Here is an 11781-nt window from a genome sequence, read left to right as displayed (position 1 = left end):
TACCAAGTATTAACACCGTCACTTATCGCAAAACATTCGCGCCTTCGGCGTCCAGTTGCCGAAACCGGCAGCCACCATATTTTCCATTACCCGGCAAACATATTGCTTCTGGGCCGGGTCGTTGTTGGGCCCCGCGTGATAGCGCGCAACCGCCATGGTCCAACCGCCTTCGCGTGCTCTCAGCTCTTTTAGAAATCGCGCGGCGTAATCCACATTGGCGGCAGGGTTCAACATTGCCTCTACAGACGCGAATTTGCTGGCGTGAAAATAGTGATTGATCTGCATGCATCCGATATCGATGAGCTTTGCTCCCCGCGCGTGCGCCTCGTTGAATTTGGCAATGGCAGCTGCCGCTGACGGCATAAAAACTGCTTTGCCTTCTATATTCATCGCATAGGGCTGGAGCGAGTCCTTGCGCCCGGTTTCGGTCAAACCCACCGCGTAGAGAATCCCGATAGGAATATCGTACTTCGTCGAGGCATGCTGCATTTGCCGCTCGCAGAGATTTTCCGCCGAGGCAGGCTGCAACGCGAGAAAAAGGCTAGACAACCAACCCGCGTGAAAGGCCATACTCGATATCCGGACCAGTTGCCTTCTCCACATGCTCATCGGATCGCATCTCTCCAAAGGGCCATTGATTGCCGGAACGGTCACCGGGCGCGCCCTGGAATCCTGGTTGACCCTGACCGCTGGGTCGCCCACCGGACTGCTGATCCTGCGCGGACGGGTTCTGCTGCCCTGTCTGTGTGCTCGAGGCGGCGCCGGAGCGATCAATGACCGAGATGGTGACTGAGGAGGCATCATCTGCCGCACCCGCCCGCTGCAAGGCCTTACTGAGCATGTCATGGTCCTTGGCCAGATGTTCTGCCATAGCCGGGTTTTCTGCCATCAACTGGATATGCATGCCTTCGGGCGTCAGACGCATGCGCGCCGTTACCGTTCCAAGTTCGATGGGTTGAAGCTGAATCACCAGCGTTCTGACGCCCGGCATGCTGCGATCAGAAAGAACCTGGACATCGGTTATCGGCAGGCGGGAGGTTTGTACTGGCACCGAATTGTTCGACGCAGTCGCACCGGGTTTTGCCTCAGCGTGAATCGACGGCGACGGCGCGGACGTAGCCGCCTCAACAGGCGCGGTGTATTCCACCGGGGCGGCCTTGGTGCTCACCTTGGGTTTCGGTGCCTCAGGGGCCTGGGTCGCTGGCGCAACGTCCTGCCCGCCTTGCGAGACTAATTTGCCGGGTTCCTGTTTGTCCTGCAACGCAGCGGCTAGCTGCGTATCCGCGACGGCTTTCAGATCGGTCTTCCCGGGCTTTTTATCGGGCACGGATATCTCGGCCGGTTTTTCGCTTTGCTGATCCGCCTCGACGAATTGCATGGGTTCTGCAACCAAATCGGCTTTGGATGACGTCCTGGCGTTGGTGACGGATTGTGGCTCTTCGCCATTTTCGTGCTGCTGGCGGTCGAGCAGCTGTTCGAAAGCAAGAATTGCCTGCCCGAAGATGCCTTGAGCGGGAGCGTCCGGGATATCCTTTTTCTCGTCCGGCTGCGCGGTATCCCGCGATTCCGCCATGCTCTTGTCCGGCTTTGCATTCTCGTTGTTAAGCTTCAGCTTCGGGCCAATCGCCCTCACCATGGAATTGAAATCTGAACGTAGATCCTTGTCCCTTGCCGGCGTTTGGTCGGGCATATCGTCCTTGCCCTTGTCGCGGACAATGGCGTCAAGCATTGTCTTGAGTGGCATCTGAGCTCCAATGGTCATTTCCTGGCCTTCCCGAGAAGCGCGTCGATAGCGTCGAGTTTCTTGCGTGTCTCATCGATCATTGGATCGACGGATTCGACTGGAGCTGCCCTAGCGCTGCCAGGCTCGGCGGTTGCAACGGCATTGCCCGTGACTGAAGCCTTCTGCAGTCCATCCATCCCCGGAATTGGTTGCGCAAGAATCTTGTTTGCCATCACGATCGCAGCCTCCAGGAGATTGATGTCCCGACCATGCAGACGGTCTCGCGGCAGATTCGAAAGCATGAACTTGGCGTCGCCGGTCTTGTCGGATCCAACATTGCTGACCGCCAGATAAAGCTTGGCTTGCGTGTCGTCTGTTTTAAGCACAGTTGAAAGTGCGTCAGCCTGTTCCGACGCAAATCGTGCCCGCTGCATATCGCCATCCACGATCGCACCTCGGGCAATGCGCAGGTAGAAAGGCAAGCGGGCGCCGGGCCACGCCAAGGAGGCCATTTCTTCGATCTCCTGATTGCTGATCTTGTCCTTGATCACCATCAAAGCGTCGACCAGCTGGCGAAAGAAGTCCTCCGAATAGGGAGAGAGGGCGAAGCGTTGCAGATAATTCCGCGCCAACAACCTGACCTTGTCCTTGTCGCCAAGACGTGCCGCGATCATAAGCCCACGCCGTAGCGCCGCCTCCTCCAGCAGCGTTCCCGGTGCGTTGAGGCGTATATAATCGAGCCGCTTGAGTGCAGTGCCCGCGTCGATGCCCGCAAGCTGCGTCGCCGTGACCAGATAGATCGATGCGACAAGCTCGATGGGAACATTGGGCGGCAGTTCCTGGAAATTCTCGATAATGCGCAGCGTATCGCCCTCGGCATAAGCCAGAGACCCCGCCACGAGTTTGGGATCGACCTGACCGAGATTTGCCGAGGTCAATATGGTGCGAACGACCTCCGGATTGCCGCCATTTAGGAGATAAATGAAAATGGCGTAGACATTTGCCGGCTTCGACCAGACTTCCGGCCTGGCAAGCTGTAGCTGCTCAGCAATATGGCCGAGCACGCGATTGAGCATCGGCAATGCTTCCGGCTTTCCCGACGCCACCTGATCCTGCAGCATGCGCATGGACCGCACCAGCATGTAGGGCTCAGGTGAGGGCATGGCAGCATGCGCCGTCGTCAGCGGCATACTGATCAGGCCGAACAACAACCAGCGGATGGTTTGCCGTGCGATCATCTGGGAGCAGTCTTCAGAAAGATGTCGATGCGCCGGTTCTGGGCAGCGTAAGGATCTGCCGGAATCTTTGGATCGCGGTCGGCATAGCCTTCAACGCGCAGGATACGCTTGGCGTTAAGACCACCACGCGTCAGCATATAATAAGCCATGTGCGCCCGCGCGGATGACAGGCGCCAATTGTCATAGGTTTCGCTTTTGAACGGTCGCGCATCGGTATGTCCGCTGATGACGACGTCGCCCTTGCGGGTGGCAATGATCTTGGCGATTTCATCGAGCACCTGCACCACGCGCTTGTCGGGCTTGGCCGATCCTATGGCAAACATGCCATAATCAGCCTTGTCGGTGAGCTGGATCATGACGCCATCTTCAGTGGGGACGACCGAAATGTCAGGCGCTTTTTCATCCGGGCTTGCGCCCGTTTTCTTCGAAATCTCGGCTGCAAGTTCACGGGCAGCACTGATCTCAGCCGCGCCGGGCTTTTCGTCCTTCGCAGCCGCTGCCTTCCCGGCATCCGGCTTGACATCATTGGATGTAGCAGCTTTTGCATCGGCCTGCGGTTCGCCAGCGGCCATTCGTTTCTCCAGCGCCACCTGCTTTACTTGCACGTTTGCATCAGAAGCCTCATTCGGCTTTGGCGCCATCGCTTTGTCCTGGGATGGAGGTGACGTTACCGGACTGTCCGTCAGGGGGAAAATCTCATCCTCTACGCGGGTCGACCAGTAGTTGGGATTGAATGGGTCGCGATAGGCGTCTCCGCCCTCGGCACCTGTCGATGGACCGGCGCGATTGGAACCGCCCTCCCCCGCTGCAGAACGATTTTGCAGGACACCGGACTCCGTGGCGATCTCGGCAAGCACGGCATACGGATCTTTGAAAATCTGACGTTCTTCGGTCGCAGGCGGTGATTGAACCTGCTTTTCGTTGCGCGCACTTTTGGTTTCGGCATCGGTCGCATCCAGGCTTTCAAAGCGAACCTTGCCCTCCTGGTTGTCGGTTTCCTCGATGCCCTTCGGCCTCGACTGCCGGTCCATCAGTTTGACCGGATTGAAATAGGCGGCAACGGCGGCCTTCGTTTCCTCGTTGGCCGCATTGATGAGCCACATGACAAGAAAGAAGGCCATCATCGCGGTCATAAAATCCGCATAGGCTATTTTCCAGACTCCGCCGTGATGACCCTCTTCATGTTCACGGCCGCGCCGGACAATTATGATTTCACGGTGCGTTTCCGGATCAATGTTCATTGGCGGTGTCTCTCAACGCGTCGATGAGGCGGCCAAGCCGTGTCTCGACCACTGCATCATCCAGTTTCATTGACAATTCCGATTGGCCAGATTCCCAGAAGGTGCAACGCATCTGATCGATCTCCGGCCGCATACGAAGCACGTCGAGAAGATGGGATGGACCGGAAATTTCGATGCTGACAGCGGCGAATTGCTTGGTCATCCGTTCCACCTCCTGAGCAAATGCTTCGACAGTGCGTTCGCGCAAGCGCTCTTCGACTAAAGGCGCCAGAACAGCAGCGAGCGACCCCGAAAGGTCCGATGAAATTGCGGCCAGACCGTCGCCGATCTGCTCCGCCATGCGCGTGCCGGTTTGTTGCATGAAGAGCACTTCAGCGGCGGCCAGCTGATCCTGGAACTCCCTCTCAAGCCGGATTTTCTCGGCCTCGAACAGCACCGCGGCCTCCGCCTGGCCGGATTCGCGCCCCGCAACAAATGCCTCCTTGATCTTCAACTCGTAGTCGATAAGTTCGACAACATTCTCGGATGGCTCCTCGATCTTTGCCAACAAGTCGGCTCGTTCCCTGCTCACGGCCGCAAAGACAGTGACGCGGTCCGCTGGCACGTGCTTCGGCGTGAAATCAGTCAGCACACTGGCGACAGAGCGAGCGACCATCAGGCTGCCTCGTGAACCCATTGTTTCAGGATAGCCGCGACCCGTTCTTCATCCATGTCGATCATCTGCTCCAGACGATTTTGCGCGGGCACACGCATGCGTCGTCTGAGTTCGCTCAGATCATCATATGGCAGGCTGTGTTCCGCACGGGCCTGCGCCACGACCGGAAGATTAGACGCAGGTGCCAAACCTGGAACCGGAAGGTTCGAACTTGCGGCGAGTTGCAGAGCGTCTTGCGGCTTGTTCAATTCACGCATCAGGGGGCGGACTCCGAACCAAAGCACAAGCCCCACTGCAGCGATCAGCGCAGCGGCGTTGATGAAACTGCCGGCTTGGCGGAAGATCATCTCGGATACCGGCGTTGAAGCAGGCGCCAGCTGTTCGTCTGAAGCCTCCATGAAATTGACCGCAGTCACATTAATCACGTCGCCACGCTTCTGGTCGAGACCCGCCGCTGTTGCGACAAGTTCGGTGATTTTTGCTATCTGCTGCTCCAGGAATTTGTCCGGAGCCGGCGTCACGCCGGCCGTTGCCAGCAGGCGCGCCTGATCGATGACGACTGCGATCGAAAGCCGCTTGATCTGATAACTGTCGCTGGTCGTCGAGACTGTCTTCGAGTTCAACTCGTAATTGGTCAGTTCTTCTCGCTTGTCGGTCTTTTCTGTAGAACTGTCACCGTTCTTGCTGGCGATTTCTTCCTGCGGAATGTTCTGTTCGACACCCGTTGCATTGTCGCTGGTCGAATTCTTCGAATCGCCGCTCTCGCGCACCACCCGCACCGAACGTTCCACACGCGATTCCGGATCAAAGACCGTCTCGTTGGTCTGGCGGCGATCCGTGTCGAGCGCGACCTGAACGCTGGTCTGGAAATGGCCAACGCCAAGATAAGGCGCGAGCGCCTTGCGGATGTTCTCATCCACCGACGCTGAAACATTCTGTTCGAGCGTCGCCGACATCACTGCACCCGCATTCGTGCCGTCATCCTTCGAGGCAAGAAGACGGCCATTGGTATCGAGAATGGTGACTTCCGCAGCGGTAAGCTGCGGCACCGCGGCAGCAACAAGCTGGCGGATCGACTGTGCCGATTCGATGGCGAAGTCGCCTTCCGTACGAATGACAACCGAGGCGGATGGCGCCTGATCGCCACGCCGGAAGCTTCCCTTTTCCGGCAAGACGATATGAACGCGGGCGGCCTTGATACCGCGGATTGCCTGAATGGTGCGGGAAATTTCACCCTCGAGCGCTCGAACCCGGGTAATCTCCTGCATGAACGATGTGAGGCCGAGCGAGCCCATATTGTCGAACAGCTCGTAACCGGCATTGTTGCTGGTGGGCAGACCTTTTTCCGCAAGGTACATGCGTGCCTGATCCGCCTTGCCAAAGGCCACGAGAATGGAGGTGCCGTCGGATTTCACATCGAAGGGAATGCCGGCTTCGCCAAGCGCCATGCCCATGCGGTTAACATCGTCGCGGCTGAGACCGACATACAGCGTCTCGTATTGCGGCCGGTTGAGGTAAAGGCTTGATACAAGAATGGCGCTGAACAGCGTGATGCCAATGATCCCAAGAGCAATGAGCCGCCTTGCGCCAAGCTTCTGCATCGCCGTGCCGAGCTGCGCAAATGTCTGTCTTATGTTTTCCATCAATTCCCACCACCGTCGCGTGATGGAACCATAGAGCGCGAAGCTTGCGCGAAGTTAGAGCCTCGTGTCGGAGCGTTATTGCAAAACAAAAAGGGCCACGCGCGAGCGTGACCCTAGTCTGAATTAGAAAAATTATGGTTATTAGCCGCGGAACAGCGACAGGATGCTCTGGTTGCTGGAGTTGGCAATCGAGAGCGCCTGGATACCCAGCTGCTGCTGAACCTGAAGAGCCGACAAACGTGCGGATTCTGCGTTCATGTCAGCATCGACGAGCTGGCCAACACCGCGATCGATTGCGTCCATCAAATTGCTCGTGAAGCTCTGCTGTGTGTCGATGCGGGTCTTAACAGAACCGTAAGCAGCAGCCGCAGCTTTCATGTTGGTGATAGCCGTTCCCATAAGAACGGAACTATTCACGGTCGTGGCGTCGCCAATCTCAGTTTCGAGGTCGAAGGCGGCAACGGTCAGCGTGCTCACGCCGGTCACCGAATCATAGCCCGTCACGACGTCCTGGTCTGCTCCGGCTGCTGACAGTAGATTGACGCCCTGGAAAGTCGCGCCCTTCGCCATTTCGACGATCTGGGCCTTCATCTGAGCGATGTCGGCGTCGATGATCGTGGCGTCGGTGCCGGGAGTTTCCTTGGCGACATACTTCGCCTGGATCTTCTGGGCGAGGTCGATAGCGCTGGTCAATGCAGTGTAAGCAGTATCAACGATTGACGCGCCGAGGCCGAGACCGTCCTTGACTGCGGAAAGAGCGGAATTCTGCGTGCGCATGCCGGTCGCGATTGACCAGTAAGCGGCATTGTCGGAAGCCGTAGAAACGCGCTGGCCGGTAGCGATACGGTCCTGCGTGGTCGCAAGGTTCTTGTTGGTTGTGTTGAGTGTCTGCAGCGCAGTCATTGCTGATGCGTTTGTAAGAATGCTGGTCATAGGATGAAGCCCCTGATGAGATATTTGGATCGGGACATATCGGATTTTACCGATTTGACGGAGCGGCATGATGCCTATTGTCTTGATGACAACCCGTCATGGCGTGATGAGTACGACATAAGTATTACAGTTTCAATAACGCAAAACGTTAATTTTTTCTTCTTGGGTTAATGGCTGAAAACCGTTCAGGAAAACGAGCGGATCAGGCTGCCGACGAGGATATTCCAGCCATCGATGAGCACGAAAAACAGGATCTTGAAGGGGAGCGACAACACCGTTGGCGGCAGCATCATCATGCCCATCGACATTGTCAGCGTCGCAACGATGAGGTCGATCACCAGAAAGGGCAATACGATCAGGAAGCCGATCTCGAAACCGCGGCGCAGTTCAGAAATCATGAAGGCCGGAATGAGGATGCGCATGTCGACGACGTCATTGGCCTTGGTGCGAAATGACTCGTCCGCCAGGTCCTCGAAGAGGCGCAGATCCTTGTCGCGCACCTGTCGCAGCATGAACTCGCGAAATGGTGTGGCGATCTCGTTGATCGCCACTTCCTGGGTAATCTGATTGTTGACCAGCGGCTGGACGCCATTTTGCCAGGCTCGATCGAATACAGGCGCCATGACATAGAATGTCATGAACAAGGCAAGGCTGATCATCACCAGGTTAGCCGGTGTCGTCTGCAGGCCCAAGCCTGAGCGCAGCATCGAAAAGGCAATGGCGAAGCGGGTGAAGCTGGTCACCATGATCAAGAGGCCCGGTGCGATGGACAGCACCGTCAGCGCCGCCAGCATCTGCATGATCTGGCCGCTGGTCGATGCACTGCCGGGCGGGAGCAAACCGTCGAGCAGCGAGGTTTGCGCCATCGCGGTCCCGCTGAGTACCAGGAGTAACGCAGGCGTCAGATAACGTCTTTTCATTCCATCACCAGCGCCCAGATATAGACTTTTTCGATCTTGCCTTGGGAGCGTATCACCGCGCGCTCCTGCAAATCAGTCCTCAGATACTCGATACCTGCGGGACCACGCAGCTGCATCAAATTGACGGTTCTCATGAAAGCCGTGAAATCGCCAGCGACCGTGGCGGCAAGCTCATCGGAGACTTTTTCGCCAGGGCGCGCCACGACGCCAGCTTCGAGCCTGATCCACACGTCCTGCGGTATCTTGATGTTGGTGAGTATTGGTTTCAGCGGAACGACGCTGCCGGTAGGCATTTCCGCTGCGGTGGCCGGTTTTTCACCCTCGGGCTTGGCGGCTTCCGCAAGGCCAAGTCGGCCACCAAGCAACCATCCACCACCCGCTGCGATAAGCGTCAGCACCGCAACGACACCGATCAGCGCGACAATCGAAGGGCCTTTCGGGGCAGATGAAGTATCTTCAGAAACGCTCATTATCAATCCTAGATCGGCGAGACGGTGTCGAGTATCTGCTGGCCCCAAGGCGGCTGTTGCACCTCGCTCTGGCGTCCGCGTCCCCCATAGAAGATCCGCGCCTCGGCAATCTTGTCGTATGGAATTCTGTTCAGATTCGTGATGTCCCTGGGACGGACCACGCCCGCCACATTAAGAACCCGCAACTCGTTGTTGACACCGATTTCCTGCGAGCCCCGGATAACCATGTTGCCGTTCGGCAGAATAGCGGTGACGATCGCTGCAACCTGGAGATTGATCTTTTCCGACCGGTCGATCTTGCCTTCGCCCTTTGATCGGCTATCCGAATTCAGGTCGAGATTGCCGCTGATATCGCTCGGCGACACTCCGCTGCCGCCTATGTCAGCGGACAATCCATAGCCAGAGGATGCTACACGCGACCGGTCAGACTTGTTGTCCAGCTTTGCCTTGTCATCAATCGTGATGTCGACGGTCAGCACGTCACCGGGATTGGTCGCCCGCGGATCACGGAAGAAGCTTGCCTGACTATCCCGCCAGAGCGAATATTTTTGTGGCCGCGGTTGCGACGGGTAGTAAGCCGGGTCAGCAACATTGAAGCCTTGGCCAACGCCTGTGCCGACCGGTGACATTTCGGGCGCGCGATTGAAATCGCGCAGGTTGTTGGCGCAGCCTGCAAGACAGAGAACACCGACAAGAGCGATTGCTTGGGCCGCTTTTTTCATTGGGCGGTTCTTTCTGCTGCTGGAACAATGCGCGACCCGACGATAACCCGGGCAAGCTTCGATGATTTTTCCGCAGGCATTTCATTTAAAATGACACTGGAGACGCGGGGATTAAGTTTGAGAAGAAGTGCTGCCGCGGCCTCGTCGCCAAGCAGCGCCATCTGCGCTGCCGCTGCGTCCGGCCGCATCTTGGAGATGATGCCGACAAGGGAATCTTCAGCCTTGTCGATAAACTCGTCGCGCCGCTTCAGCCAGACTTCATATTCCTTGCGCTTGGCATCGAGCTGCTCGATGCGGCTGTCAATGTCGGCGCGAAGCTGTGCCAATTCGCGTGTCTGCATGGCATAGCGTTCATCAGCTGCCTTGTCGCTGATGTTGGTGCAATAGCGGTCAATCTCCTGACCGCTCTCTTCCTTGGCTGCCGTTTCCTGCGAAAGACCATGGGTAACAGGCAGCAACAGAGCCGAAGTGAAGACAAGTGCAGTAATACTCGACCTGATCGATTTCTTCCTGCCTGATACCATAATCATTGGACCACCAGCTCCGCATGCAATGCGCCCGCCGTCTTGATACCCTGCAGGATCGCGATAATTCCCTGTGGTTTGACGCCGATCTGGTTCAACCCTTTAACGAGACTTTCGAGATCGGTACCACCGAGAATCCCGAGCTTCGACGTCTGTGTTGCATCGATGGTCGTGTTCGGCTCGACTGCCGTCACGCCATCGGAAAAAGGCTCGGGCTGGACGATCGTCGGTGTCTCGGTGACGCGCACCGACAAGCTGCCATGGCTGATTGCAACACGCGAAATCCGCACTTTCTCACCGATCACCACCGTGCCGGTACGCTCGTCGACGACAACGCGCGCGACCTCATCAGTCACGACCGGCAGGCCCTCGATTTCGGCAAGGAACCGTGTTGCGGAAATATTCTTTGGCCTGCGCAGGCGGATCGACTTTGAGTCGCGTTCTTTCGCAACCGGCTGGTTGTAACGGCGTTTGGCAAAGGCATTGATCGTGTCGGTGATGCGTACGGCTGTCGTGAAGTCCGCCTCGCGCAATTCAACCACAAGCTCGTCCTGGCCGAAATTACCGGTCACTTCCTTTTCAACGAGCGCGCCGTTCGGAATGCGGCCACTGGTCGGAACGCCTTGGGTCAAGGTCTCAGCCTGTCCCGAAGCCACGAACCCGGAGACGACCATATTACCCTGTGCAACAGCATAGGTCTGACCATCGGCCGCGGCCAGCGGCGTCATCACCAGTGTTCCGCCGGCAAGCGATGTCGCGTCACCGAGGGAGGAAACCGTAATATCGATGCGTGAGCCACGTCCGGCAAAGGGTGGCAGGTTGGCGGTAACGATAACCGCCGCGACATTCTTCACGCGCGAGGACCCTGGAGGTGGGCTAATACCGAGATTGTCGAGCATGGCGCGCAAGGATTGTTCGGTGAAGGGTGCACTGCGCAGGCTATCGCCGGTCCCATTCAAGCCTATGACGAGACCATAGCCGACGAGCTGATTTTCGCGCACGCCCTGAATGTTGGCGATATCCTTCAAGCGGGCAATCGCCCCGCCTTCCCCCAAAGGCGACGCGGCACCGCCCCAGTGCCCGTCATCGCCTCTCTGCAGTGCGGCTTGCGCTTCAGCCTTTCGCCATGCAGCCTTGGCTTCGCCAGCTGTGCCATACAGTTTGGCGTTCGGCGACGGCTCCGCTGCCTTCACGACCACCGTACCTGCCAGTATGCCCACAAGGAGCGCGGCTGTAAAACGCATCATTGCATCCCGACCTGGATGCTGCCGTCAGCCAACACCGTGCCGGAGACGATGATGCCGCTGTCCATATTACGTACCTTGATGAAGTCGCCAGCGTGTCCGGCTTCCATCGGCGAACCTTTGGCGGTGATGACCAATGTGCCCGTGCTGTACACCAGAGCTACCGGAACACCGCGCTCGACCAGATCAGGCTCATTCAATGCATTGACCAGAATTGGCTGTCCCGGCAGCAGGGTACGGCGTGCCACCTTGCCGACAAGCTGTTGCGAAGACAGGACATATTGGCCCGCTGCACTTGCTCTGATGGTAAAGTATTTTTCGTGAAGTCCTGTGCCGCCGATTATTTCGCCCGGGTAGATAATCTGCGATGGAACGAGAAACGCTATGCGGTCGGCATAGGCGGCAAACGCAAACGGCCAGACGCAGCCGGCCAGGGCCACTATGCGAATGATATTTTTGGCCGAGTAC

General features: G+C 57.5%; 13 protein-coding genes. All 13 read right to left on the bottom strand.

Features of this window, described 5'->3' with window-relative positions:
• Positions 1 to 18: 18 nt before the first annotated feature.
• Positions 19 to 570 carry a transglycosylase SLT domain-containing protein gene (locus FHS21_RS12965; RefSeq protein ID WP_246411008.1) on the bottom strand — a complete coding sequence of 184 codons (552 nt, stop codon included), beginning with the start codon at positions 568 to 570 and terminating at the stop codon, positions 19 to 21.
• Entirely contained in the window at positions 542 to 1762 is a 1221-nt protein-coding gene (locus FHS21_RS12960) for a flagellar hook-length control protein FliK (protein WP_183662131.1), read from the bottom strand. The genes FHS21_RS12965 and FHS21_RS12960 overlap by 29 nt, the downstream gene beginning before the upstream one ends.
• The gene (locus FHS21_RS12955; RefSeq protein ID WP_183662130.1) at positions 1759 to 2961 is read right to left on the bottom strand and encodes a MotC family chemotaxis protein; all 1203 of its coding nucleotides are present in this window, start codon (positions 2959 to 2961) and stop codon (positions 1759 to 1761) included. Before FHS21_RS12955 ends, FHS21_RS12960 begins: the two co-directional genes overlap by 4 nt.
• Positions 2958 to 4202 carry a MotB family protein gene (locus FHS21_RS12950; protein ID WP_183662129.1) on the bottom strand — a complete coding sequence of 415 codons (1245 nt, stop codon included), beginning with the start codon at positions 4200 to 4202 and terminating at the stop codon, positions 2958 to 2960. The genes FHS21_RS12955 and FHS21_RS12950 overlap by 4 nt, the downstream gene beginning before the upstream one ends.
• Positions 4192 to 4857: a hypothetical protein gene (locus tag FHS21_RS12945; protein ID WP_183662128.1), complete on the bottom strand. Its 666-nt coding sequence runs from the start codon at positions 4855 to 4857 to the stop codon at positions 4192 to 4194. Before FHS21_RS12945 ends, FHS21_RS12950 begins: the two co-directional genes overlap by 11 nt.
• The gene (gene fliF / locus FHS21_RS12940) at positions 4857 to 6500 is read right to left on the bottom strand and encodes a flagellar basal-body MS-ring/collar protein FliF (protein ID WP_183662126.1); all 1644 of its coding nucleotides are present in this window, start codon (positions 6498 to 6500) and stop codon (positions 4857 to 4859) included. Before fliF ends, FHS21_RS12945 begins: the two co-directional genes overlap by 1 nt.
• A gap of 141 nt (positions 6501 to 6641) precedes the next feature.
• Complete coding sequence (locus FHS21_RS12935) at positions 6642 to 7433, bottom strand: flagellin N-terminal helical domain-containing protein (RefSeq protein WP_183662125.1); 792 nt, start codon at positions 7431 to 7433, stop codon at positions 6642 to 6644.
• Between the two features lie 185 nt (positions 7434 to 7618).
• Positions 7619 to 8353, bottom strand: a complete 735-nt coding sequence (gene fliP, locus FHS21_RS12930) for a flagellar type III secretion system pore protein FliP (protein WP_183662123.1) — start codon at positions 8351 to 8353, stop codon at positions 7619 to 7621.
• Positions 8350 to 8823, bottom strand: coding sequence for a flagellar basal body-associated FliL family protein (locus tag FHS21_RS12925; RefSeq protein ID WP_183662121.1), 474 nt, complete (start codon positions 8821 to 8823; stop codon positions 8350 to 8352). The genes fliP and FHS21_RS12925 overlap by 4 nt, the downstream gene beginning before the upstream one ends.
• Before the next feature lie 8 nt (positions 8824 to 8831).
• On the bottom strand, positions 8832 to 9545 hold the full coding sequence (flgH, locus tag FHS21_RS12920) for a flagellar basal body L-ring protein FlgH (protein WP_183662119.1): 714 nt from the start codon (positions 9543 to 9545) through the stop codon (positions 8832 to 8834).
• A complete protein-coding gene (locus tag FHS21_RS12915; protein WP_312879871.1) occupies positions 9542 to 10075 on the bottom strand; it encodes a MotE family protein in 534 nt (177 codons plus the stop codon). Before FHS21_RS12915 ends, flgH begins: the two co-directional genes overlap by 4 nt.
• Complete coding sequence (locus FHS21_RS12910) at positions 10072 to 11313, bottom strand: flagellar basal body P-ring protein FlgI (protein WP_112532384.1); 1242 nt, start codon at positions 11311 to 11313, stop codon at positions 10072 to 10074. Before FHS21_RS12910 ends, FHS21_RS12915 begins: the two co-directional genes overlap by 4 nt.
• Positions 11313 to 11765, bottom strand: coding sequence for a flagellar basal body P-ring formation chaperone FlgA (gene flgA / locus FHS21_RS12905; protein ID WP_312879876.1), 453 nt, complete (start codon positions 11763 to 11765; stop codon positions 11313 to 11315). Before flgA ends, FHS21_RS12910 begins: the two co-directional genes overlap by 1 nt.
• Positions 11766 to 11781: the final 16 nt, after the last annotated feature.

This window comes from Phyllobacterium trifolii (assembly GCF_014192095.1).
Lineage (GTDB): Bacteria > Pseudomonadota > Alphaproteobacteria > Rhizobiales > Rhizobiaceae > Phyllobacterium > Phyllobacterium trifolii.
The sequence above is the reverse complement of the archived record's forward strand: the minus strand, read 5'-3'. Positions and strand labels throughout refer to the sequence as shown.

Excerpts from the sequence above, each read along its gene's own strand:
- fliP (WP_183662123.1), bottom strand. The coding sequence starts at position 8,353 with ATGAAAAGACGTTATCTGACGCCTGCGTTACTCCTGGTACTCAGCGGG.
- FHS21_RS12950 (WP_183662129.1), bottom strand. The coding sequence starts at position 4,202 with ATGAACATTGATCCGGAAACGCACCGTGAAATCATAATTGTCCGGCGC.
- FHS21_RS12965 (WP_246411008.1), bottom strand. The coding sequence starts at position 570 with ATGGCCTTTCACGCGGGTTGGTTGTCTAGCCTTTTTCTCGCGTTGCAG.
- FHS21_RS12910 (WP_112532384.1), bottom strand. The coding sequence starts at position 11,313 with ATGCGTTTTACAGCCGCGCTCCTTGTGGGCATACTGGCAGGTACGGTG.
- FHS21_RS12935 (WP_183662125.1), bottom strand. The coding sequence starts at position 7,433 with ATGACCAGCATTCTTACAAACGCATCAGCAATGACTGCGCTGCAGACA.
- flgH (WP_183662119.1), bottom strand. The coding sequence starts at position 9,545 with ATGAAAAAAGCGGCCCAAGCAATCGCTCTTGTCGGTGTTCTCTGTCTT.
- FHS21_RS12925 (WP_183662121.1), bottom strand. The coding sequence starts at position 8,823 with ATGAGCGTTTCTGAAGATACTTCATCTGCCCCGAAAGGCCCTTCGATT.
- FHS21_RS12915 (WP_312879871.1), bottom strand. The coding sequence starts at position 10,075 with ATGATTATGGTATCAGGCAGGAAGAAATCGATCAGGTCGAGTATTACT.
- FHS21_RS12960 (WP_183662131.1), bottom strand. The coding sequence starts at position 1,762 with ATGACCATTGGAGCTCAGATGCCACTCAAGACAATGCTTGACGCCATT.
- FHS21_RS12945 (WP_183662128.1), bottom strand. The coding sequence starts at position 4,857 with ATGGTCGCTCGCTCTGTCGCCAGTGTGCTGACTGATTTCACGCCGAAG.
- fliF (WP_183662126.1), bottom strand. The coding sequence starts at position 6,500 with ATGGAAAACATAAGACAGACATTTGCGCAGCTCGGCACGGCGATGCAG.
- FHS21_RS12955 (WP_183662130.1), bottom strand. The coding sequence starts at position 2,961 with ATGATCGCACGGCAAACCATCCGCTGGTTGTTGTTCGGCCTGATCAGT.